This window comes from Pseudochrobactrum kiredjianiae, from assembly GCF_030362795.1.
Lineage (GTDB): Bacteria > Pseudomonadota > Alphaproteobacteria > Rhizobiales > Rhizobiaceae > Pseudochrobactrum > Pseudochrobactrum kiredjianiae.
In genome coordinates this window covers 1,034,741-1,058,141 of record NZ_JAUCBM010000001.1, presented here as the reverse complement: position 1 = coordinate 1,058,141, position 23,401 = coordinate 1,034,741, and the positions used below count along the sequence as shown (strand labels likewise).

General features: G+C 52.0%; 23 protein-coding genes, 1 tRNA gene and 1 riboswitch. Of the genes, 10 read left to right on the top strand and 14 right to left on the bottom strand.

Annotation, left to right across the window (positions count from 1 at the left end):
* Position 1 precedes the first annotated feature (1 nt).
* The 3 genes from QUF18_RS04630 to QUF18_RS04620 all read right to left on the bottom strand — a co-directional run bounded on the left by QUF18_RS04630 (position 2) and on the right by QUF18_RS04620 (position 2,644).
* Positions 2-220, bottom strand: coding sequence for a hypothetical protein (locus QUF18_RS04630; RefSeq protein WP_289385655.1), 219 nt, complete (start codon positions 218-220; stop codon positions 2-4).
* Between the two features lie 61 nt (positions 221-281).
* Entirely contained in the window at positions 282-1,775 is a 1,494-nt protein-coding gene (gene guaB / locus QUF18_RS04625) for an IMP dehydrogenase (RefSeq protein ID WP_289385654.1), read from the bottom strand.
* Positions 1,776-1,960: 185 nt separating this feature from the next.
* On the bottom strand, positions 1,961-2,644 hold the full coding sequence (locus QUF18_RS04620; RefSeq protein ID WP_289385651.1) for an ArsR/SmtB family transcription factor: 684 nt from the start codon (positions 2,642-2,644) through the stop codon (positions 1,961-1,963).
* A 76-nt stretch (positions 2,645-2,720) separates the two neighbouring features.
* On the opposite strand from QUF18_RS04620, the gene QUF18_RS04615 reads away from it, so the two are divergent.
* The gene (locus QUF18_RS04615) at positions 2,721-3,080 is read left to right on the top strand and encodes an antibiotic biosynthesis monooxygenase family protein (RefSeq protein WP_289385650.1); all 360 of its coding nucleotides are present in this window, start codon (positions 2,721-2,723) and stop codon (positions 3,078-3,080) included.
* 155 nt (positions 3,081-3,235) lie between these two features.
* Positions 3,236-4,426 carry a formaldehyde dehydrogenase, glutathione-independent gene (gene fdhA, locus QUF18_RS04610; RefSeq protein WP_289385649.1) on the top strand — a complete coding sequence of 397 codons (1,191 nt, stop codon included), beginning with the start codon at positions 3,236-3,238 and terminating at the stop codon, positions 4,424-4,426.
* Positions 4,427-4,531: 105 nt separating this feature from the next.
* On the opposite strand, the gene QUF18_RS04605 is transcribed toward fdhA, so the two are convergent.
* The 5 genes from QUF18_RS04605 to QUF18_RS04585 all read right to left on the bottom strand — a co-directional run bounded on the left by QUF18_RS04605 (position 4,532) and on the right by QUF18_RS04585 (position 9,075).
* Positions 4,532-5,251 carry an ABC transporter ATP-binding protein gene (locus tag QUF18_RS04605; protein WP_289385647.1) on the bottom strand — a complete coding sequence of 240 codons (720 nt, stop codon included), beginning with the start codon at positions 5,249-5,251 and terminating at the stop codon, positions 4,532-4,534.
* 2 nt (positions 5,252-5,253) lie between these two features.
* Positions 5,254-5,997, bottom strand: coding sequence for an ABC transporter ATP-binding protein (locus QUF18_RS04600; protein WP_289385645.1), 744 nt, complete (start codon positions 5,995-5,997; stop codon positions 5,254-5,256).
* Positions 5,994-6,995, bottom strand: a complete 1,002-nt coding sequence (locus QUF18_RS04595) for a branched-chain amino acid ABC transporter permease (RefSeq protein WP_289385643.1) — start codon at positions 6,993-6,995, stop codon at positions 5,994-5,996. The genes QUF18_RS04600 and QUF18_RS04595 overlap by 4 nt, the downstream gene beginning before the upstream one ends.
* Positions 6,992-7,870: a branched-chain amino acid ABC transporter permease gene (locus tag QUF18_RS04590; protein ID WP_289385641.1), complete on the bottom strand. Its 879-nt coding sequence runs from the start codon at positions 7,868-7,870 to the stop codon at positions 6,992-6,994. The genes QUF18_RS04595 and QUF18_RS04590 overlap by 4 nt, the downstream gene beginning before the upstream one ends.
* 62 nt (positions 7,871-7,932) lie before the next feature.
* On the bottom strand, positions 7,933-9,075 hold the full coding sequence (locus tag QUF18_RS04585) for an ABC transporter substrate-binding protein (protein ID WP_289385639.1): 1,143 nt from the start codon (positions 9,073-9,075) through the stop codon (positions 7,933-7,935).
* A gap of 380 nt (positions 9,076-9,455) precedes the next feature.
* On the opposite strand from QUF18_RS04585, the gene QUF18_RS04580 reads away from it, so the two are divergent.
* Positions 9,456-10,007, top strand: a complete 552-nt coding sequence (locus QUF18_RS04580; protein ID WP_289385637.1) for an invasion associated locus B family protein — start codon at positions 9,456-9,458, stop codon at positions 10,005-10,007.
* Positions 10,008-10,243: 236 nt separating this feature from the next.
* On the opposite strand, the gene QUF18_RS04575 is transcribed toward QUF18_RS04580, so the two are convergent.
* Positions 10,244-10,317 (bottom strand) — tRNA-Gln (locus QUF18_RS04575).
* A 260-nt stretch (positions 10,318-10,577) separates the two neighbouring features.
* On the opposite strand from QUF18_RS04575, the gene QUF18_RS04570 reads away from it, so the two are divergent.
* The gene (locus QUF18_RS04570) at positions 10,578-12,278 is read left to right on the top strand and encodes a Ppx/GppA phosphatase family protein (protein WP_289385635.1); all 1,701 of its coding nucleotides are present in this window, start codon (positions 10,578-10,580) and stop codon (positions 12,276-12,278) included.
* Positions 12,275-13,033 carry an RlmE family RNA methyltransferase gene (locus QUF18_RS04565; protein ID WP_289385633.1) on the top strand — a complete coding sequence of 253 codons (759 nt, stop codon included), beginning with the start codon at positions 12,275-12,277 and terminating at the stop codon, positions 13,031-13,033. The genes QUF18_RS04570 and QUF18_RS04565 overlap by 4 nt, the downstream gene beginning before the upstream one ends.
* Positions 13,034-13,085: 52 nt before the next feature.
* On the opposite strand, the gene QUF18_RS04560 is transcribed toward QUF18_RS04565, so the two are convergent.
* Both QUF18_RS04560 and QUF18_RS04555 read right to left on the bottom strand, forming a co-directional pair.
* Entirely contained in the window at positions 13,086-14,504 is a 1,419-nt protein-coding gene (locus QUF18_RS04560; protein ID WP_289385631.1) for a DHA2 family efflux MFS transporter permease subunit, read from the bottom strand.
* A 733-nt stretch (positions 14,505-15,237) separates the two neighbouring features.
* Positions 15,238-15,687 (bottom strand): GNAT family N-acetyltransferase, encoded by a 450-nt coding sequence (locus tag QUF18_RS04555; RefSeq protein WP_289385629.1) that lies wholly within the window; start codon positions 15,685-15,687, stop codon positions 15,238-15,240.
* 264 nt (positions 15,688-15,951) lie between these two features.
* Positions 15,952-16,104: riboswitch (FMN riboswitch) on the top strand.
* 85 nt (positions 16,105-16,189) lie between these two features.
* Between QUF18_RS04555 and QUF18_RS04550 the strand changes: the two genes are divergently transcribed.
* A complete protein-coding gene (locus tag QUF18_RS04550) occupies positions 16,190-16,660 on the top strand; it encodes a 6,7-dimethyl-8-ribityllumazine synthase (RefSeq protein WP_289385627.1) in 471 nt (156 codons plus the stop codon).
* 36 nt (positions 16,661-16,696) lie between these two features.
* Here QUF18_RS04550 and fdhD read toward each other — a convergent pair whose 3' ends face one another.
* Positions 16,697-17,560 carry a formate dehydrogenase accessory sulfurtransferase FdhD gene (gene fdhD, locus QUF18_RS04545; protein ID WP_289385626.1) on the bottom strand — a complete coding sequence of 288 codons (864 nt, stop codon included), beginning with the start codon at positions 17,558-17,560 and terminating at the stop codon, positions 16,697-16,699.
* A 209-nt stretch (positions 17,561-17,769) separates the two neighbouring features.
* On the opposite strand from fdhD, the gene QUF18_RS04540 reads away from it, so the two are divergent.
* From QUF18_RS04540 to QUF18_RS04525, 4 genes are all read left to right on the top strand, one after another.
* Positions 17,770-18,111, top strand: a complete 342-nt coding sequence (locus QUF18_RS04540) for a protein tyrosine phosphatase family protein (protein WP_289385623.1) — start codon at positions 17,770-17,772, stop codon at positions 18,109-18,111.
* A 69-nt stretch (positions 18,112-18,180) separates the two neighbouring features.
* Positions 18,181-20,100, top strand: a complete 1,920-nt coding sequence (gene mutL, locus QUF18_RS04535; protein ID WP_289385622.1) for a DNA mismatch repair endonuclease MutL — start codon at positions 18,181-18,183, stop codon at positions 20,098-20,100.
* A 35-nt stretch (positions 20,101-20,135) separates the two neighbouring features.
* Positions 20,136-20,372 carry a DUF2093 domain-containing protein gene (locus QUF18_RS04530; protein WP_122004971.1) on the top strand — a complete coding sequence of 79 codons (237 nt, stop codon included), beginning with the start codon at positions 20,136-20,138 and terminating at the stop codon, positions 20,370-20,372.
* An 11-nt stretch (positions 20,373-20,383) separates the two neighbouring features.
* Positions 20,384-20,860, top strand: coding sequence for a GNAT family N-acetyltransferase (locus QUF18_RS04525; protein ID WP_289385616.1), 477 nt, complete (start codon positions 20,384-20,386; stop codon positions 20,858-20,860).
* Between the two features lie 88 nt (positions 20,861-20,948).
* Here the strand turns inward: QUF18_RS04525 and lpxK are convergent, their stop codons facing one another.
* Both lpxK and waaA read right to left on the bottom strand, forming a co-directional pair.
* The gene (gene lpxK, locus QUF18_RS04520; protein ID WP_289385614.1) at positions 20,949-22,010 is read right to left on the bottom strand and encodes a tetraacyldisaccharide 4'-kinase; all 1,062 of its coding nucleotides are present in this window, start codon (positions 22,008-22,010) and stop codon (positions 20,949-20,951) included.
* Positions 22,010-23,359 carry a lipid IV(A) 3-deoxy-D-manno-octulosonic acid transferase gene (gene waaA, locus QUF18_RS04515; RefSeq protein WP_289385612.1) on the bottom strand — a complete coding sequence of 450 codons (1,350 nt, stop codon included), beginning with the start codon at positions 23,357-23,359 and terminating at the stop codon, positions 22,010-22,012. Before waaA ends, lpxK begins: the two co-directional genes overlap by 1 nt.
* Positions 23,360-23,401 lie beyond the last annotated feature (42 nt).

Sequence of the window (23,401 nt, the reverse complement as noted above, 5' to 3'; positions counted from 1 at the left end):
CCTACTTCGATACCTCCAATTGATATTTAAGCAGCATCAGTGCCGCAGCTCTGCTCAGCCATATATCGCGCTCATCAGAGAGATCAGTTTCAAAACGTACCTTAACCTTTACATAAGCCGCCCACAACACCTGAGCTACATCACCATTCTGAGCAGAATACCGTTTCTCCATGCGCTCAACAGTCGCTTTGATCTGGAGCAGATCAGGAACAATTGCCATCAACTCCTCCTCTATTGCGGGCAATAAAAAAGGCCGGTTAAACCGGCCTTTTTTATTCGTCTTATACGCTGCCCGGATAGTTCGGGCTTTCACGGGTGATGGTCACGCCGTGTGAGTGACTTTCACGCAGACCCGCATTGGTGATACGGACAAAAGTTGCCTTTTCGCGAAATTCCGGCAGCGTCTTGGCACCGACATAACCCATCGAAGCACGCAGACCACCAGCCAGCTGATGCAGAATATTGGCAACAGGGCCCTTATAGGCAACCTGACCTTCAATACCTTCCGGTACCAGTTTCAGCTCATCGCGCACTTCTGCCTGGAAGTAACGGTCAGCGGAACCGCGTGCCATCGCACCGACGGAACCCATGCCGCGATAGGACTTATAAGAACGGCCCTGATGCAGATAAACTTCACCCGGGCTTTCTTCTGTACCGGCCAGCAGCGAACCGGCCATAGCAGCTGATGCACCGGCAGCCAGCGCCTTGGCGAAGTCGCCGGAGAATTTGATACCACCATCAGCGATAACAGGAATACCGGCTTTCTGTGCAACTTCAACAGCGCCCATAATCGCGGAAAGCTGCGGCACACCAACACCGGCAACGATACGGGTGGTGCAGATGGAACCAGGTCCGATCCCGACTTTAACCGCATCGGCACCGGCATCAATCAAAGCCTGCGTTGCGGCACCGGTTGCCACGTTACCGGCAAGAATACGCACATTGGAAGACAGTTTCTTCATGCGGGTAACCGCATCAAGCACGCGCTGCGAATGGCCGTGAGCCGTATCAACAACAAGCAGATCAACACCGGCTTCGATCAGACGTTCCGCACGTTCAAAACCGTCATCACCCACGGAAGTTGCAGCAGCTGCACGCAGACGACCCTGCGCATCTTTAGCGGCGTTCGGGTTAAGCTGCGATTTTTCCATATCTTTAACGGTGATCAGACCAGTACAACGGCCCTGCGCATCAACAACCAGCAGTTTTTCAATGCGATGTTGATGCAGAAGGCGCTTGGCTTCTTCCTGATTAACGCTTTCACGCACAGTGACCAGATTTTCACGGGTCATCAGTTCGTAGATTTTCTGTGTCGGATCAGAGGCAAAACGCACATCACGGTTGGTCAGAATACCAACGAGACGACCCGGACCCTTCGTAGCATTTTCAACAACCGGAATACCGGAAATACCGTGCATACGCATCAGAGCCTGTGCATCAGCAAGCGTTGCATCCGGGCCGATGGTAACAGGGTTTACAACCATGCCGGATTCGAATTTCTTAACGCGCAGAACAGCTTCTGCCTGCAATTCCGGTGTCAGGTTGCGGTGAATAACGCCGATACCACCAGCCTGCGCCATAGCAATTGCCAAGCGGGACTCAGTCACTGTATCCATCGCTGCGGACAGCAGGGGCAGGTTCAGTTCAATACCTTCAGCAATGGTTGTGCGCAGATCGACCTGACCGGGCATAACCTCGGAATGACCGGGTTGCAGCAGGACATCATCAAAAGTCAGCGCATATGCGCCGGTGGATGATTCAACAATTTTCGCCATGGCCAATTCCTTTAAACAGGTAAAACACCCTGTGGGAGCAGAGGGTGCAACGACTCTTATCGTTTCAATTGAATTGGCAGCGGCTGGTAACATGGATATGACTTTTTGAAAAGGCCATTCGTAAAAATCGCGTAAATTTTACCGGATTTTGATTTACAAATGCCCCAAATCTTATCTTGCAAAAGTCACTGACAGCTAAAGTGATGGTTAAACGCCTGCCGTCCAGCCGGTGTAAAGTGCAAGGCACGGCCTTGTTCGCGGCGCAGCCATTGCTGCTCCAGCATCATATCCAATAGTGCCGCACCAAGCGCACCACCGAGATGATGGCGGCGCTCGCTCCAGTCCAGACAATGCAAACACAGCGGACGGCGCTTGTTTTCCAGTGGCTGCGGATCAAGTCCGATTCCATTGAAAAATTCCCGCCCCTCTGAGGTCAGCTGAAGTGCATCCTGCTCTGAAACTTCGAGGTAATTGCGCGTTGTCAGCCCGTTGAACAGCGCAACACCCGCCTCGCCTGCCAGATGATCGTAGCAAATCCGCGCCTCACGCATCGCCACATCTTTAGGCCCCGTGCGAACACGTACTGCACCGGTGCGTTGTGCCAGCCCCATCAGGGCTTCCAGCACCTGCGCTACATCCGCACCAGACAGGCGGAAATAACGATGCCGCCCCTGTTTTTCTGCAATGAGCAATCCGGCTTCACTTAATTTGGTGAGATGTCCGCTGGCGGTCTGCACAGTAACACCGGCCACACCTGCCAGTTCACTGACCGTCAAAGCACGACCATCCATCAGCGCAGTGAGGATATTTGCGCGGGCGGGGTCACCGATCAGCGCGGCGACAGAAGCTATGACAGGGCCATCTTTCATAGTTCGATGATAACCGAAACATTGCCGCATCACAATAGACTATCTCCTGCTCTGAAACAGAATAAGGAGCCTCCCCATGATCGCCGTTATCTTTGAAGTTCTTCCCGCTCGCGGGCAGAAAAACACCTATCTGGACATTGCCGCTGATCTGAAAGCAGAACTGCATAAAATTGACGGCTTTATATCCGTTGAGCGTTTTCAGAGCCTGAGTGATCCGGACAAAATCCTGTCTCTCTCCTTTTTCCGTGATGAAGAGGCTGTGAAAAACTGGCGTACGCTTTTCATGCATCGCTCAGCACAGGCGGCAGGGCGCAGTGGTGTTTTCGCCGATTACCGGTTGCGTGTGGCGAGCGTCATCCGCGATTACGGATTGAATGACCGCATACAGGCACCACAGGATAGTCGCGTGTTTCATCATGAACGCGTGCTGGCTTGACTTCAAATCATCAGCCTGCCCATTCACCACAACAGATGTCGCGTCCAGAACGACATCTCGACAAACTTGGCATATGCTTTGCATAGCATTGCCTTCATCTTCAGCACAGCATTCACATATTTATTCATCTGGTGATTTATCTGGGAGGAAAATCCATGCGCAGTAACCGTGGTGTCGTTTATACGGGTCCGGGACAGGTTGAAGTACAGAATATCGCAGATCCGGTTTTTGCCGACCCGTCAGGGCGCAAGATCGAACATGCGGTCATCCTCAAAGTCATTACCACCAATATTTGCGGCTCCGATCAGCATATGGTGCGCGGCCGCACCAGCGCAGAAGCAGGGCTGGTTCTCGGCCATGAAATCACCGGCGAAGTGATTGAAAAAGGCTCGGATGTTGAGATGCTGGAAGTGGGCGATATCGTCTCCGTTCCGTTCAACGTGGCCTGCGGCCGCTGCCGCACCTGCCGCGCACAGGATACCGGCGTGTGCCTCACCGTTAATCCGTCGCGCGCGGGTGGTGCCTATGGCTATGTGGATATGGGCGGCTGGATCGGTGGTCAGGCCAAATATGTCACCATTCCTTATGCAGATTTTAACCTGCTGAAAATTCCGGATCGTGACCGCGCGCTGGCCAAAATCCGTGATCTGACCATGCTGTCCGACATTCTGCCAACCGGCTTCCACGGCGCAGTTAAAGCCGGTGTCGGCGTTGGCTCGATCGTTTATGTGGCTGGTGCAGGCCCTGTTGGTCTGGCAGCTGCAGCTTCTGCCCGTATTCTCGGTGCAGCCGTGGTGATGATCGGTGACTTTAACAAAGAACGTCTGGCACATGCCAAGAAAGTCGGTTTTGAGCCGGTCGATCTCTCTGCTTCTGACCGTCTTGGTGATCTGATTGCCGATATTACCGGCAGCAATGAAGTCGACAGTGCCATTGATGCCGTGGGCTTTGAAGCACGCGGCCATGCAGGCGGCGAGCAACCGGCAATCGTCCTCAATCAGATGATGGAGATTACCCGCGCAGCGGGAAATATCGGCATTCCGGGGCTTTATGTAACCGAAGATCCGGGTGCCGTGGACAAGGCAGCGAAAGTCGGCAGCCTGTCTTTGCGTTTTGGTCTCGGTTGGGCAAAAGCACAGAGTTTCCACACCGGCCAGACACCTGTACTGAAATATAACCGCCAGCTGATGCAGGCTATTCTCCACGACCGGCTGAACATTGCGGAAATTGTCAATGCTCAGCTGATCTCGCTGGACGATGCTCCAAAAGGCTATGAAAGCTTTGATCAGGGCGCAGCGAAGAAATTCGTCATCGACCCGCATGGCGATCTGCTGAAATCAGCCTGAATGTAATATGAAACAAAAATAGCCCCGCATGAATGCTCATGCGGGGCTTTGTTTACGCCTCTGCGAGCCTTTTTCTGTTTCACGCCTCTGCGAGCCATTATTGTTTCACGCCTCTTCGAGGCTGGCACCAAGAAACAACTGCCCGACACGCGGGTCAGCAAGCAATGCATCTGCCTTGTCGTGCATCCGCGTTTGCCCCTGCTCCAGCACCAGTCCGTCATCAGACATTGCCAATGCTGCCTTAGCATTCTGCTCAATCATCAGAATAGTCACACCTTCATCGCGCAAGTGTATCAGTGTTCGGAACGTCTCACTCACCATTTGCGGGGACAAGCCAATGGACGGTTCATCAATCAGGATCAGCTTCGGATCAAGCAGCAAAGCGCGGGCAATCTCCAGCTGCTTCTGCTGACCACCGGAGAGCGTAATCGCCTGCTGGTTGGCCTTCTCTTTAAGCATCGGGAATTGTTCCATCACCTCATCAATCCGCTTTGCAACCCTGCTCTGATCCGGCGCGGAAATACCACCAATTTCCAGATTGTGCTTCACCGACAGCATCGGAAACAAATTGCGCCCCTGTGGTACATAGCTCACGCCATGTGCCAGCATTTTCGCAGGTGCCTGCCCTGTCACGTCTTTGCCATTGAGCAAAACCTGCCCTGAGCGGATATTCAGCAAGCCGAAAATCGCTTTAAAAACCGTAGACTTACCCGCACCGTTAGGGCCGATCACTGTTGTGATCGTGCCTTTTTCAATACGGAAAGACGTACCGTTGAGAATGGTCATTTTGCCATAGCCGCCAAAGACCTGTTTCAGTTCCAGCATGCTCAGCCTCCCAGATAGGCTTCAATGACGTCCGGATTGTTACGCACAGTCTCCGGATCGCCTTCGGCAATAATACGCCCGTTTGCCAACACAATAATGCGCGTGCAAAGCGACATAACAAATTCCATATTATGCTCAATCACCACAAAAGTGGCGCCACGCTCGCGGTTAAATGCCTTAAGCCGCTCTTTGAGATCGGCCAGCATGGTGAGGTTCACGCCGCCTGCCGGTTCATCCAGCATTACCAGTTTCGGTCCCGCCATAAAGGCCATAGCCGCATCAAGCAGCTTCTGCTGCCCGTAGGACAATGACCCTGCCTTCTCATGCGTCTGGTGTGAAAGGCGGAAAAACTCAATCATCGTCTTCGCCTCGTCCATCAGCCCCGCATCGGAGCGACTAAACAAACGCGAGAGCATCGAGCCTTTATGCTCCTGACCGGCCAGAATAATATTATCCAGCACACTCATATCCGGAAACACCTGCAACATCTGGAAGGTACGGCCAACACCGAGCTTGTTCAGATCGCACGGGCGTTTTCCCGCCACATCCTGACCATCCACCAGCACAGTGCCGCTTGTGGCAGGCAACTGCCCGAGTATGCAGTTAAACAATGTGGATTTGCCGCTGCCATTAGGGCCGATCAGTCCTAAAATCTCCCCTTCATGCACATCGAAGGACACATCATCAACGGCTGTCAGCCCGCCGAAGTTTTTACTGACATTGCGCACGGACAATACGGGGTTCATTGGTTTTTCTCCCCGTTATTGTCGAGTGCAGCTTTTGCTGTCCACGCGGTTGCCTGCGGATTGCGTCGCTGTTTCAGCGCATTTTTTGCGCGATCCGCCAGCCCAAGCAATCCGGCCGGGCAAAACACCATCAGCACAATCACCAGCACCGCATAGAGCATCAGATAATACCCCTCGGTAAAGCGCAGGAATTCCGGTGCCAGCACGATCAGGAAAGCGCCCAATACCGGCCCGAAGAAGAAGCCAGCGCCGCCGACAATCACCATCAGCAGGATTTTAAGCGAGATCGGCAGACCAAAAGAATGCGGCTCGATATATTGCGTGAGTTGTGCAATCAACCCGCCGGCCAAACCGCCATAGGCAGCACCAATTGCAAAGGCCAGCAAGGTCATTTTGCGGATATCAACACCAAGGCTATTGGCGCGGATCGGGTTCTCCCGCAGACCTTTAAATGCCCGCCCCCATGGTGAGCGGATAATGCCATAAAGTACCAGTGCCATCACAACAAACAAAGCCAGTACGAAATAATAGAACGGCGTGGCCATCATGGTTTTAAGACCAAAGACTTCCGGACGCGGAACGCCTGTCAGACCATAGGTACCACCTGTCAGCCATTCTTCATTGCGTAGCACAAGAATAACCAGCGCGTTGAAAGCCAGCGTCACAAAAGCCAGAAAATGATGCTGCACCCGCAAAGCCGGATAACCAAGTAACAGCCCCAGTACAAAGCACAGCAGCATTGCCACAATCAATGCGAATGGCCATGCAATACCCGCCATGGTCATCAGTGCCACCGTATAGGCACCAAGCGCCATAAAACCGGCCTGTGCCAGCGAAATTTGCCCCGCATAACCAAGTGTCAGATTAAGACCCATCGCAGCGATGGAATAGATTAGCCATGACGACAGCACCAGCAGTCCGTAATTGCTCTGCGAAAACGGTAAAGCAATCAGCAGCGCCAGACCGGCGAGCAAAAGAGATATTTTGCGAAGGCTCATATTGTACGTCCCTCCGCCTTACCGAGCAGCCCCTGCGGACGCACCAGAATAATAACAATCAACAGGATCAGCGGTACTGCCGAGCGGTAAGATGCGGAAATATAGGCCGCTGAAAGATTGTCGATAACACCAATCAGCAGCCCACCGGCCAGCGCTCCGCGAATCTGGTTAAAGCCCCCGACAATCGCCGCGATAAAGGCGATCAGCCCCAGCGTTTCACCATTGGAGAACTTCGCCAGATAAACCGGTGAAATCAGAATGGATGCCAGCAGAGCCAGCGCGCCATTAATCAGAAATGTATAAAGGATCATGCGCTTGACCGGCACGCCAAGAATTTCTGCCACTTGCGGATTCTGCGCCGTCGCCTGCATACAGCGTCCGGTTTTGGTGCCGTTAAGAAAGAATTGCAGCAATGCCACAGTGCCAAGCGAAATCACCAGAACTGCGATATCCTGCACCGAAATGGCAGCACCAAAAATATTCAGGATACGATCGGTAAACAGTGCCGGAAACGGCATGGCTTCCGCTGTATAGAATTGCTTGACGCCTTCTTTCAGCAAAATGCCGAGCGCGATTGTCGCAATAACAATCGGCAGCACACCATGCGGCAGCAACGGATCAATAATAATCCGTTTAAAGCCATAGCCCAGAAACAGCAGGGTCAGAACCAGCGCCAGTAGAATAGCGACCGGAAAGCTTAGACCTAAAATTTGCGTACCAGCCAGCACAAAAAATGCTGGCAGCATGACAAATTCGCCCTGCGCAAAGTTTATCGTCTGCGAGGCCTGCCAGAGCAAAGTAAAGCCGATTGCCACAAGGGCATAGATCGAGCCTGTTGCCAGCCCCGACACCAGCAACTGAAAGAAAGTAGCCATCAGGAAAAGTCCGTTTTGCGGGCATAATCCGGCGGTAATCCCCGCCGGAATGCACTATCAGCTTAAAGCTTAGGCAGCGTGGAAACGACAGACTGTTTGCCGTCTTTCACTTCCACAAGAAAGCTCTCGCGGTTGACTTCACCTTTATCATCCCATGTGGTTTCCATCAGAATGCCCGGCTCATCGGCCGGTGTAATGGTCAGTCCGTGGAGCGTATCGGCAAAAGCCTGACGGTCAACTTTGCCGTTTTTGGTGGTCACATATTTCACCACATAAGCGCCCATATAGGCTTTGATCGCATTGTGATCCGGCTTGTAACCGTATTTCGCTTCAAACTTTTTGGCGAAATCCTGTACAGCTTGCACAGGTGCATCGGCGGTCAGACCAACATGGCCACGCACGCCATTCACCGCTTCACCGGCCAGATCAATGACCTTCTGGTTCATCAGCGTGGTTTCACCAAAGATTGCCTGCTTAACGCCCTGTTTCTGCATTTCTTTCAGCAGACGTGCGCTTTCTTCTTCATGCAGATAGGCGAATATCACATCAGCATTGCTGTCTTTCAGCTTGACCACATCAGCAGCAAAATCTGCCTGACCAACCTCACTGGAAACATCACCAACCAGTTTAATGCCATGCTGTTCCAGCTCGGCAACAAAAGCATCGCGTCCGCCTTTGCCAAAATCATTATTGACCCATGCGACAGCCACGGTTTTGGCACTCAGTTCGCTGGTCAGGTATTTGATCAGTTTCGGCATAGATTGCTGCGCACCGAAAGATGTGCGGAATATATAAGGATTCCCAAGACCGGTAATAAATGGCGCTTCGGCACCGGTCAGCTGCGGCACACCATTTTGCATCGCAACCATCATATTAACTTTAACCGAACCGGAATAAATCGGCCCCATGATGACATAGGCATCGTCATCAATTGCCTTCTGCACCATCGCGCGTGAGGTCGTAGCATCGGTCTGCGTGTCATAATCAGTCACTTCAACCTGCTGACCGAGAATACCACCGGCAGCGTTGATTTCCTCAACCGCCAGCTTCAGACCATCACGCCAATTGGTGCCAACGGTCGCGCCTGCGCCTGACAATTCAATCACGTCCGCGATTTTGATGGTTTCAGCAGCAAAACTGATTTTCGGCAATGCAACGGATAAAGCAGCTGCTGCAGTTAATGCCAATAAATGTCTTCTTTTCATAAACCCCTCCCAAGGCTCCCCAACCGGATGGGATTTCATTCTGTCTGCACAGCCATCCCCGCTCCCGCGAAATGCAGGAATAACAAATGTTCTGCAATTCATAAAGGGGATAGGAAATGGCCGGAGTTCAGCCCATCAGAATCTGATTTAGCGGCTTGTTTAACCCGTTGCAAGCATGCACAACTATGCACAAGCATATCCCGCACGATATATTACAGAACACCGGCCGCCATGGAATGAAAACACCGGATGAATTTATATCCTCCAATACAGAACACGATATAATTGTCAGTGTGTTATCACGTAAAACTGACTATTTTGTAGTTCTTGTTCAAACATGTATATCATACAGAAAATGCTTAATTAGGGAGAGCCTTTGAATGCACAAATCAAGACAGCCAATACTCCGTGCTGTTGCCACAATCAGTATGGCGCTCACACTTGGCAGCGCCACTGCTGCATGGTCAGCTGCCGGCCTGCCAGGCGGCGCTTCATCTCTCACAGAAACCTATGGCAACTGGACAGTATCCTGCCTTGCTCAAAAACAGGGAGAAGCCCAAAAAGTTCTCTGCTCCATGTCACAGCAACAGGTGGATGATAAGCGTCAACGTGCATTAGCCATCGAAATTAGCCCGTCAGATAAAAACGCCGCAACAGGGGCATTTGTCCTGCCGTTTGGCCTGAACCTTGCGTCTGGTGCCGCCCTGCAAATTGATGAACTGCCTGCTGATAAACCGATCGGTTTTACAACTTGCCTTCCAGCCGGTTGTATTGTGCCCGTCAATTTTGATTCCGCCAAAGCCGATGCATTAGGCAAAGGTCAAAACCTGTCCGTACTCGCTCAGGCTGTGGATGGAAATCAGATCAAACTCAATGTGCCACTTGACGGCTTTGCGGCAGCGCTGAAACGCACCAGAGAATTGTTAAAATAAATAAATTGATATTTTTATCTGCGAAAAAGCTCCGGTCATTCGGAGCTTTTTTCTTTTGCGTCGCAGAAACAGGAAAATAAAACTGATTCTATATGCGATCAGAGTTTTCAGAAACTTATTCGCGTGCACAGAATCACTCATGCAACATAGATGAAGCATGCAAATCAACATGCTGAGTGCCAGCAAACCGACCAGATGTTCTTTTTGAGATGATTTTATACTGATGAAAGAAAGATTGGCTGGGGAACCTGGATTCGAACCAAGACTAACGGAGTCAGAGTCCGTCGTTCTACCATTAAACTATTCCCCAGCAACGCTGCCCTGAGAGAGCGAAGCGGTGACGCTTGCGGCGTCGTGGTGGTCATATAATTGATATTTTCACAAATGCAAACCCTCTTTGCACTGTTTTCAATATATTTTTTCACAAATCACAATTTTCTACGTTCTCTTCGTAATTTGCGCCCCTTGGTAAATTGACAAAGGACTGTTACATTAAGGGCAACGTGAAATAGTCTGCACCATGCCTGCGTCCCTTCGGGGTTCGCGCGGTGCCAAAAGGACAAAAATTTGATGAACCCTGATCTGCACACCCAAAGGGTGTCAATCAACGGGGCGTCTGGCGGCAAGGAAAGTAAACAAGCTTCTCCTGAACCGCCAAAAACAGGGCAACGGCAAAACCGTTCTTCTGTCGGCTCATTGTCACCAAAGCCCGTGGCAGATGAATCGGGACGCTTCGATAAAAAACAACGCAAACGTGCCCGCCGGCGTAAAGCCGGAAAAAATAGTGGTGCGGAAGGCGTTTTGCCCGGTGCACAAGGGACACCTCCTTCTGCTGAGCGGAATCTTGCTGGCAGCGATACAGCTACAGGCCAAAGGTCTGCGCGCGCAGATCATAATTCCGGTAACGGTACCCCAAAAGGCGAAAATAAAAGCGGTCAGAAGAACGGCCAAAAAAACGGAAAGAAACTCTCTAACCGTCGCAGACGCTCGCGCCGCAAAAAAACACAGGACAATCCAGCCACTGTTCAGGGTGCTGTTACGGCAACAGCTGCACAGCCTGCGATCCAGCCGCAGCCCGCTAAACACGGACATGCGGCTCAGACAACTCACAGACATAACCACCGGTCAGCGCCAGCCAAAGCCGATCACAATCATCATAATGCAGGCGACCACCGCGCTCCGCAGGCTGCACAGCCGCGCGCGTATGAGCCACCACTTTATGCGGCGCTTGATCTCGGCACCAATAATTGTCGCTTGCTGATTGCCACGCCGAGCAGACCCGGCCAGTTCCGTGTCGTTGATTCCTTCTCGCGTATTGTGCGACTTGGCGAAGGGTTCGGCACCAGTGGCCGCCTCAGTGAACCGGCGATGAATCGCGCGATTGAAGCGTTGAAAGTCTGCCGCGATAAGCTGGAAAGCAAGAATATCCGTCGCAGACGTTTGATCGCAACTGAAGCCTGCCGCTCGGCTAGCAATGGCCCTGAGTTTTTGCAGCGCGTGCGCGAAGAAGCAGGTCTGGAGCTTGAAATTGTCGACCGGCAAACCGAAGCCAGTCTGGCAGTTTCCGGTTGCGGCACCCTCGTCAACCGCGAAACCGATGCGCTTGTACTGTTCGATATTGGTGGCGGCTCTTCGGAAATCGCCCTCATTGACGTGACTTGCCGTCGTTCCTCACGCCTTGCAGAACATATTACCGCATGGACCTCCTTGCCGGTGGGTGTTGTGACACTGGCAGAGAAATTCGGCGGCCGTGATGTGACACCGGAAAATTATGCGGAAATGGTTGCGTATGTTGCTGCTATGCTGAATGATTTCAGTGAGCGCCATAAATTAGGTGAGTTGGCACAAAGCACGCATTTCCATTTGCTGGGCACATCCGGCACCGTCACTACGCTGGCGGGTATTCATCTTGGGCTTGAACGCTATGACCGCCGCCGTGTAGACGGTATGTGGATGGGTTCGCAGGATGTGACCGACATGACAACCAAGCTGCTGTCATGGGATTTTAAAACCCGCGTCGCCAATCCGTGCATCGGTGCAGACCGTGCCGATCTGGTTCTGGCGGGTTGTGCTATTCTGGATGCTATTCGCCAGATCTGGCCAAGTGAGAGATTGCTGGTTGCCGATCGCGGTTTGCGCGAAGGCATCCTGACAGAATTGATGTCCCGCGATGGCGCATGGCGCCACCGCCGCCCTCATCAGGCAAAAGAAACTTATATTAAGAACGGTTCCGGCAGGGACACTCAGATAAAAGGCAGACAGTCGATATGAGCGGCTCTGGAAGCAAGTCCGGTAAATCTAAATTCGGAAACACCACCGGCGGCCGTGGCGGCGCAGGCACACGCGCCATGCATGTGCGCGTCAAGAAAAAGGCCGGCACGATTAAAGAAACATCGCGTCGCTGGCTGGAGCGCCACCTCAACGATCCTTATGTGCAGCAATCTAAAGCAGACGGCTATCGTTCGCGCGCGGCCTATAAGCTGATCGAGATCAATGAGCGCTATAATATCCTGAAAAAAGGCCAGAAGATCATCGATCTTGGCGCAGCACCTGGCGGCTGGAGCCAGATTGCAGCGAAAATCGTTGGCTCCAATGATGAGCAGCCGCATGTCGTTGGCATCGACTATCTCGATGTTGATCCGTTGCCGGGCGTTGCCCTGCTGAAAATGGACTTTCTGGATGATGACGCGCCAAATGCGATTATGACAGCGCTTGGTGACGAACCGGATTTGGTGATTTCAGACATGGCAGCACCAACCACCGGCCATCGCCGCACCGACCATCTGCGCACCGCGCATTTGTGTGAAGTCGCTGCGCATTTTGCGGTTTCCGTGCTGAAACCCGGCGGTCATTTTCTCACCAAGACCTTTCAGGGTGGCACCGAGAATGACCTGCTGACCATGCTGAAGAAAAATTTCCGCTCGGTGCATCACGTCAAACCACCCGCATCACGTGCGGAATCCGTAGAACTTTACTTGCTTGCCCGTGATTTCAAAGGCCGCAAGGACGACGACAGCGACGAGTGAGATTACTACAAAGTTCAATAAAAAAGCACGGTTTAGCCGCGCTTTTTTTGTTTCACAATGCATCCGAGACTTCTTGTATTTTCTTCTGCTTTGGCGCGAATTTCTTCTCGTAAAGCTCCTGCCCTGCCTCCGGTTTCAACTTGACGAATGAGAAGAATGCCAGAGTAGAAATACCGCCAACCACGAAGAAGGCGATGTGGAAATCTTCAATCTGCAATGCGGAGCCACGAATGATTGTGCTCAGCTCCAGAATAACACCCGCTAATGCGACGCCCATCGCGATGGAGACCTGCTGGGCAACCGCAGAGATCGGTGTAGCCTGACTGGTTTTATCATCAGGAATTTCGGCAAAACCTAGCGCATTCACACCGGTAAAGAACATTGAGCGCAAAAAGCCGCCAAAGAGCAGCGCAGTCAGGATCAATATCATTGGCGTTTGCGGCGTGAAGAAGCCGTTCAAAATGATAAAACATGCAGAAGCCAGTGATCCGAGCATCAACAGAGTACGGAAGCCGAAACGGGCAAATATCCGCGATGCGCCGAATTTCATCAGCAGCGCGCCGATTGCCGAAACAAAAGTAATCATACCGGATTGAAACGGATCCATTCCGAAACCCAGCTGCAACATCAGCGGCAGCAGAAACGGCATTGCACCGATACCTAAGCGGAACAGACTGCCGCCGGTAACAGATATACGGAATACATCATTCTTAAACAGCGATAGATCCAGCAGCGGATTTTCAACCCGTTTTGCATGACGAATATAAAGTACCGTCGAAATCACACCGACAGACAATGTAATAATACCAATCGCTGGCGGCAGTGCCGGAAGACTGACGACAGAGAGGCCGAACACCACGCCGGACATTGCCAGACCTGACAAGATGAAACCGGTTACATCGAGTTTGCGCGGCATTGGCACATCCAGCACCGGCAGATATTTGGTTGCAAACCAAATCCCGGCCAGACCAATCGGCACATTGATCAGGAAGATCCAGTGCCAGCTAAAATAGGTCGTGATGAAACCTCCAACGGGAGGGCCAACCAAGGGCCCCACCATGCTCGGGATTGCCAGCCATGCCATAGCGTTGACCAGTTGATTACGCGGTGTCGAGCGCAGCAAAACCAGACGACCAACCGGCGTCATCATTGCCCCGCCTGCCCCTTGCAGGAAACGGGCAACTACAAAACTCATCAGAGAGTTGGATGCCGCGCAGGCCACAGACCCGATAACGAAAACGGCGATTGCCGCACGAAACACATTGCGCGCACCATACCGATCCGCCATCCAGCCGCTTACCGGAATAAACACGGCCAGTGAAACAAGATAAGACGTAAGAGCCAATTTCAGAGCAATGGGGCTGGTACCGATATCTCTTGCAATGGCAGCCAGAGATGTCGAAATCACATTCGAATCCATCTGTTCCATAAAAAGCGCGACAGCCAAAACCAGCGGAATAATACGATTCACAATACGAATCCTAAATGCCAGATATCTTATATTTCAAACATTATATAACCCAGCCTGACCGGATTACACGTAGAAATGACCGTGCCTGCAAAGTTTTTTGAGAGGTGCGATTTAACGGTCACAAACTTAACACGGGCAACAAAAGATGTGCACTCATGGTAAATTTCGGCTTAAAAAACAATGGATTGTGATGAGACAATTATAAAAGCACCTCACATGAAAAACCATTTAAAAACCCGCAAAACAAGGGTTGGATGACACTAACGGGCGTCTTTTGAGCGATTAATCAGCGCTTTCGGGTTGCATGCTCGGTTACACGCTGTTACATTTGGTGAGTAAACAGAACCTAAAGCGTGTCGCAATAAATTGTACCCAACAGACTGGCTTTAGATTTTTATATTGTCGCATGTTCGCAGACGCTAAATGAATTTATTTTGCTGCGGCATGCTCCAGCAGAGCATCGATAAGGGGCCGATGCGTAGAGGTGTGAGATGACTGAGATCACCAAAAGCGCAATACTTTATACTATGATGATTATCACGCTGAACACGGCTATCGCCATCAGTGTTGTCGGGCTGGACTTCCTGCCATAATCATCTCTGCAATTGAGCACGTCTGCTGATAAGCAGCGAAGCGATAATGATTTATAGCCTGTTTAAAATGGGATGATTTCCCATATCGCAGATTTTACAAAAGGTCTGCCGGAAGTGTTCCGGCAAACCTTTTTTATTGATTATGCATCACGGCGCATATGAATGACGGCAAAAGGCAGTCCTTCATCGTCCTCAGCAAAACGTGCGATTTCCACAAAACCGTTCCGCAGATAGAAACCATGCGCCTGTGTATTCAGGGCATAGACTTCTAATTCCAGCGACTTTTTTAAATCCAGCGCATGAACCAGCAATTGGCGACCAAGGCCTTTGCCATGAATGTGCGGATCAATAAAAAGCCCGCCAATAAACTGCCCCACCAGACCGATAAAACCAGCTGGTTTCCCGTCATGGATAATGACCCAGTTTTCTGCCTGCTTCAGGTAAATGTCCCGCACCTGCTCCGATTGGAGTTGCAGGCGTTCTTCACCCAGAAAACCATGGGCGAAGCGTGAAGCCTCCAGCCAGATATTGACCAGAGTTTCCGTATCCTCATCACGGATCGGGCGAATTTCATTATGTATCTGTATCATGATAGTTTTTGTCCATTGAGACGTTTAATATGCGCCGCGATGCCACTTACAAAATGGCGCAACTCAACCATCAGCTCTTTTTTAAAAAGGCCGCTGGTAAAATATTCACACTGAGTTGCTGCGCATAAATCTCCTGATTAGACGCTGCTTCTTATCATTTGCCCGATCGTCAGACAAGATTACTATGCAAAACAGAAACGCATTGTCCACTCGACTTCTCATACAACTGATTGTATGAAAGTTGCGTCGCGCAATAGTGCGCGATGTTGTTCTCGGGGCGGGGTGCGATTCCCCACCGGCGGTATGAAGAGGAAACTCTTTGAGCCCGCGAGCGTCTGAATAAGCCTTTTATTCAGAGTCAGCAGATCCGGTGCGATGCCGGAGCCGACGGTATAGTCCGGATGAAAGAGAGCAAAGACACGGTTAAACGGCACACGTATTGCGCGTGTGATCTGTCTATTTGTGAATTTGCGCCCTGATTCTAGTATCAAGAGATGAAACTATGAACCAGAGCTTGACCAACCCATCTTCCCTCAAAGTTGCATTCATTCAGGCGCGCTGGCACGCCGATATCGTGGATGAAGCACGCAAATCCTATATTGAAGAACTGGCTAAACTGACTAATAACGGCATTGCCGTTGAAGTTTTTGACGTGCCGGGTGTGTTTGAAGCACCGCTGCTTGCCCGCACGCTGGCTGGCACAGGCAAATATGCCGCTGTTGTTGCAGCAGGTTTTGTTGTCGATGGCGGCATTTATCGCCATGACTTCGTTTCCGATGCCGTAATCAAAGGCCTGATGCAGTCGCAGATGGATACTGATGTGCCGGTCTTAAGTGTTGTACTGACCCCGCATCATTATCATGACAGCAAAGAGCATCATGATTTCTTCCATGCGCATTTTGTGGTCAAAGGCCGCGAAGCTGCCCATGCAACCGTACAGATTTTGAATACTTACAGCAAAATCGAAGCGTAAAATTAAAGAAAGCGGCTTGCTTACGCAGGCCGCTTTTTACTCCACAATCCTGTGCGGATGCGTATAAACGTCAAACTCCGCACCGCGCACCAGCGCAACCAGCGTAATATTCAGCGCTTCAGCCGTGCGGATCGCCAGAGCAGTCGGCGCAGAAATCGCCAAGATGACCGGTGAGCGGATAGCCGCAGTTTTTTGCACCATTTCCAATGAGACGCGACTGGTGACAACCACAGCACCGCGTGCAGGATTAGCGCCTTCAGCTTTGCCCTCGCCGCGCAGCAAAAAACCTGCGAGCTTGTCCAGCGCATTATGCCGCCCGACATCTTCGCGCACGGCCAGTATTTCGCCATCACGCTGACGCGCCTGATAATAACCGGCCGCATGAACGGCTCCGGTCGCACGATGCAAGACCTGCAAATTCCACATCTGCTCAGCCGCTTGCACAATCTGCTCAGAGCGCAGTGTAAACTCGCTATCCGCAACCGGCGGAAACTCCCGTACTGCCTCGGTGATTGATTCAATGCCGCATAGGCCGCAACCAACTGGCCCCGCCATATGCCTGCGACGGGCAGTCAGTGCATCGCGCTGCTGATCGGATAATTGTATCTGCACATCAATACCGGCAGGAAAACTCTGAATCGCCATCGCTTCAATTTCTGCGGCCTGTGCAATGATGCCCTCACAGAGGCTGAACCCAACAGCAAAATCTTCAATATCCTGCGGGCTGGCCATCATCACCGCATGGGTAGTACCGCCATAGGAAAAAGCCACCGGCACCTCTTCCGCGACCTGCCGGTGCGAGGCTTTCAGCCTGCCCTGACGGCGGATAATATTACTGACCTCAGACGTGGCAGGCGGTATATCCGCGCCGTCTCTCTCAAGGCTACAGGTTTTATCCATGGTTTTCCCTTCCATCCCCATCACAGCATAACTATATGCTTTTACTGAAAGCATATACCAGCGCTTATACGGCACTTAATAATATCGCCGGTCAGAAGATGTTTCCGTTCTTGCATGGTAGTTTCAACAGGCAATAAACGTTTTCGGGGTGGTAAGCGCATCACGATGGTATATTCTGAATAACAAATCCACCAAAGAGGTTCTGACTTATGGACATTCGTCTGATTGATGAAAATTTTGCTGTTACCGGCCAGCTGGCACCGGAAGATATTGCCGGAGTTGTGGCACAGGGCTTCAAAACCCTGATCTGCAACCGTCCGGATCATGAATCCGACGGCCAACCGCTCTATGATGCCGTTGCACAGGCTGCAACAGCTGCGGGTCTGCAAACCTATTTCATTCCTGTAGCGGGCGGTCAGATCACACAGGAAAATCTGGATGAGATGGCCGCAGCTGTGGAAAATGCACCAACTCCAATTCTGGCTTATTGCCGTTCCGGTACCCGTTGCACCAATCTTTACGGCATTGTTCAGCAGCAGAAACAGCGCTGATCAATCTAATATTGTGTGCGGAGACAATCCGCACACAAGCCAACATCATCACCTCACTGGATCATTCATATGTCTATCAGGCTCCTGAGCGAAACCATTATCAACCAGATTGCTGCCGGTGAGGTTATTGAACGCCCTGCCAGCGTGGTGAAAGAACTGGTGGAAAATGCGATTGACGCCGGTGCCACACGCATTGAAATTGTTACTGCTGGTGGTGGCAAGAACCTGATCCGTGTGACTGATAATGGCGGCGGTATTCCGGCTGATGAACTGGCTCTGGCTGTTTCCCGCCATTGCACCTCGAAACTCACCGATGATGTGCATGATATCCGTGCGCTCGGTTTTCGTGGTGAAGCACTGCCGTCTATCGGCTCTGTTGCACGCCTCAGCATCAAATCGCGTACTGCAGATGCAGACTCGGGCTATGAAGTGGTTGTCCGCGGCGGTCATCTGGAAGGCCCGCGCCCGACAGCCATCAATCGCGGGACGATTGTTGAAGTCAGCGATCTGTTCTATGCGACCCCTGCCCGTTTGAAATTTATGAAAACCGACCGTGCGGAATCCACAGCCATTACGGAAGTCGTGAAGCGCATTGCGATTTCCTTCCCGCAAGTTCGTTTTTCTATTGCAGGGACTGATCGCAGCCCACTGGAACTGCCTGCCTCCTGCAATGCCGGAGAAACGGTGAGCGAAGCCGCCATGCTCGAGCGCATTTCGCAGGTGCTTGGCGCTGACTTCTCTGAGAACGCTTTAGCGCTCGACAGCGAGCGTGAAGGTGTGCGCCTGACCGGCTTTACCGCTATTCCGTCCTTCAACCGTGCCAACTCTCTGCATCAGTTTGCCTATATTAACGGTCGTCCGGTGCGTGACAAACAGGTGTTTGGTGCGCTGCGCGGTGCCTATTCCGATGTGATCGCCCGTGACCGCCATCCGGTCGGCGTGTTGTTTCTCCAGCTTGATCCGGCTTATGTCGATGTCAATGTGCATCCGGCCAAGGCCGATGTGCGCTTTCGCGATCCGGGACTGGTGCGTGGTCTGATTGTCGGAACGATCCGTCATGCCTTGGCACAATCCGGCATCCGCCCAGCTACCAGTGGTGCAGAAGCCATGCTGAAAGCCTTTCAGGCGCAAGGTTTTGAAACACCGGATCGCTCACCCTCATCCTACACATCATCTCCTGCCCGTAACTGGCAATCTGCCACCAATTATCGCCCTGAACCACCGCGACAGGAATGGTCACCGCAAACGGCTCATCCGGCTCAACGCCCGCTGCATCTCGATAACCAGCCAGCGCCGCGTTATGAACAGGCCGGTTTTGGCGAAGCGATGCAGGCAACAATTTCACAATTCACAGCGCCCAGTGCTGACAGCCGGGCAGCAGAGATTGAAGCGCCCGCAGAATTATTGCGCGCACCGCTCGGTGCTGCACGGGCACAGATTCACGCCAATTATATTGTCGCCCAGACAGAAGACAGTCTGGTAATTGTGGATCAGCATGCCGCTCATGAGCGACTGGTTTATGAGGCGCTGAAAACTGCACTTGAAGCCAAGCCGATGGCCGCGCAAATGCTGCTGATCCCCGAGATTGTTGACCTGCCGGAAGAAGATGCGGAGCGTGTTGTCGCCCATGCGGAAACGCTGGAGCGCTTTGGCCTGAGTGTTGAGCGTTTTGGCCCCGGCGCTGTGGCGGTGCGTGAAACGCCCTCTATGCTCGGCGAGATGGATGTGCAGCAGCTGATCCGCGATCTTGCGGATGAAATTGCCGAGCATGATACCGCCAACGGGCTTAAAGATATGCTCAATCATGTGGCTGCAACGATGGCTTGCCATGGCTCTGTTCGCTCCGGTCGCCGCATGAAAGGCGAAGAAATGAACGCCCTGCTGCGCCAGATGGAAGCTACCCCCGGTTCCGGCACCTGTAATCACGGGCGCCCGACATATATAGAATTAAAACTCAGTGATATTGAACGTCTGTTCGGACGCAGGTAAAGATTACCAAAAGACACTGAAGACAAGAAAGAGTGATGACTATGTTTTCCAGCAATCGCAGCGGTGAAGCCAAATTGCGTTACCTCGATGGTGACTATCAGGTTCTTGAGCCGGGCTCCTATGTGATTTGCGCCGTGACAGCCGAGAAAATCGAGCTGGATGATCTACGTTACTGGAGCGTTGCCCGTCAGGAAGCCTATGTAAACGGCCTCGTTTCCTATCAGCGTGAGCTCGAAAGCAACCCAGAGCTGCGCCAACGCAGCAAGAATTAATCTGAGTTAAAATGACAAAAACTTACGAAATATCAGTCCTTAAAGCCCGCCCGCAATTTCTGGATGATGCAGCTGATCGTGTCTGGAATGCATGGTGGCGGCAGGATGGTCATGAACTGGGCTTTATCAAAGGTTTGTTCGAGGAAGGTCTCACTGCGGAGACCACGCCGGTTGCTTTTATCGCCCATGACAATGCGGAGTTTCTCGGCACTGTGTCACTGATCGACAGCGACATGGAAGCCCGCCCGCAATATACCCCATGGGTAGCGGCATTGTGGGTTGATGAACAACAGCGCTCCCATGGTATCGGCAGCGCGCTGATTAAAGCGGCGATTGAAAAAGCCCGTGAACAAGGTTTTCCGGAAATTTATCTCTGTGCGGAAGCCGATAAGCATGACTATTATGCGGCACGCGACTGGGTGCTGATTGAAGAGAATATTGACGATCTCAATATTTACCGCATCGCATTTTACAGCGGCTCCAGTTAAGACTGAATCGTTGGAACCGCTGTAACTGTTTGTTTTTACGCATTATCCAACGCAAAACCGCTTCGCACTTTTGCTGGAAATGCTTTAATTAAAGCTCCAGATTGCGTTCGAGAAAGTTTTGCCGTGTTGTTTTAATAATGCGCTGCAAAATTTTCTCGCGGCCAAAATCAAGTCGCACATCAAAAACCGCAATCTGGCGCAGCCAGTCACCCTCGATAGCTGATTGCATTTCACGCAGGCGCACATAATCTTTGGCTGTTGTTGCCAAGATAAGATTGGCCTCACGCGCCTCTGCCAAAAGCTGACGGATATCTTCCGGTCTATAGCTATAATGATCGCCGAAAGAGCGGCTGATCACCACGTCCCCGCCAAGCTCTGTCACACTATCATAAAACTTCTGCGGATTGCCGATACCGGCAAAAGCGAGAAAGCTTTTACCCTCTGCCGGCTGCTCTGCAACCGAGACCAGACGCGCATCAAAAAACGGCTTATTGCTGCGAGCAGCCATGCGGATCACCTCTTCCGATGCATCCGCACCCTTCAAATGGTTCGGCGTGATACGCAGAAGTGCTGATGCCTGCTGCATTTGTGCTGCCAGTGGCGCACGCAACGGCCCCGCTGGAATAATCCGGCCATTGCCGACCCCCCGCGCCGCATCGACAACCAGCAATGCATAATCATAAAACAAACGCGCACTCTGAAAACCATCATCCATGATGATGAAGTTGCAGCCCAGCTGTTGCAGCAGTTGCGCGGCTTCCAGACGGTTAGCGCACACAGCAACCATCGCATGTCTTGCCAATAGCAAAGGTTCATCACCGGTATGCTTTGCTGTATCGCGTGTAGGATCAACCAAATGCACGCCCTTGAAAGAACCGCCATACCCACGGGAAACAATACCAGGTTTCAGGCCTTCCGCTTTCGCAGCTTCCGCAAAAGCAATACAGGTCGGTGTTTTGCCCGCGCCGCCAACGGTGAAATTACCGATACATAAAACCGGCAGGCTCACCTGCGGCGGTTCGGCCTTCATCATACGTTTTTTAGCAACGGAACCATAAATTTTCGCCAGCGGTGACAGTAAACAGGACTGCCATCCGGCTTTTCCCCACCAGAAAGATGAAGCATCCCGCTGTGATTTGCCGATAGCCATTATGGCTGCTCCGGTGTATCAGTCTCCGATGCACCCTCAGAGACAGTCGCATAGAGGCGTGATTTCACCGCCAGCGGCCGGATAAATGGTTCAAGCGCAGTCAGTGTACGTTCCAATGCACCGCGCATATCGCCGACAGTACGCTTACCGGCTTCGGTCATGGCTTCCAGTTTTTCCGGATTATTGAACAGGAAATTCACGGCACCGGCCAGCATATTGTGATCGCTGACCAGTTTCGCACCGCCGTTTTTAATCAGGCGCTGATAGGATTCTCTGAAATTCTGCACATTGCGACCAGACAGAACGGCTGTGCCAAGCATTGCCGGTTCTAACGGGTTTTGGCCACCCTCACCGGTCAGTGATTTGCCGACAAAAGCAATTTGCGACAAACGCAGATATAAGCCCATTTCACCGATAGTATCACCAAGATACACCGCTGTTTGCGGGGTAATGTCTTCATTGCGACTGCGCTGCGCAACCACCAGCCCTTTGGCTTCAATCATTGCACGAATGGCATTTGCGCGATCCGGATGGCGCGGGACAATCATTGTCAGCAGATCAGGGTGGCGCGTGCTGAGCATAGTATGCACATTTGCAGCTATTTCTTCTTCACCATCATGAGTGGAAATCGCAGCCCAGACTTTACGCTTACCAATCTGTTGCTGCAGGCGTGCCAGTTCCTGTGTATCCACCGGCGGCGCATCTGTATCCACTTTGAGATTGCCGGAAATTGTGACCGGACGCGCACCAAGCTGGCGAAAACGCTCGCCATCCGCATCGGACTGGGCAACCACATGGGCAAAATTTTCAAACAAAGCTTCAGCAACCGAGCTGCGCTTTTTCCACTTCGCATAAGAACGGTCGGACATGCGCCCGTTAATCAGAATTTGCGGAATATGGCGTTTTCCGAGTTCCAGAATGGTCATCGGCCAGATTTCAGATTCACACTTAATCGCTACATCCGGCTGCCAGTGATCGAGGAAACGGCGCACAGCAGGCAAAAGATCAAGCGGCACATATTGGTGAATAACGCGGTCACCCAGACGTTCCGCCACCAGTGCCGCCGAGGTGCGGGTGCCGGTGGTGAGCAAAATACGGATATCCTGCCCGAGAAAATGCTCAACCAGCGGCAGAATAGCAATAAATTCACCGACACTTGCGGCATGCATCCAGACCAGTGGTCCTTCAGGACGTGCAATCGGGCTACGGCCATAGCGCTCGGAACGGCGGCTGCGGTCTTCTTTGCCTTTGGAAACACGATAGCTGATATAGGGCCCGATCAGCGGATAGGCCGCACAACCGGCAGCCTTATAAATTTTAAGAACAGTGCGGGCCCATTTTTCACTCATTCTTATCTCCATACCGGATAGCACGATCAGAAAAGCCTATTG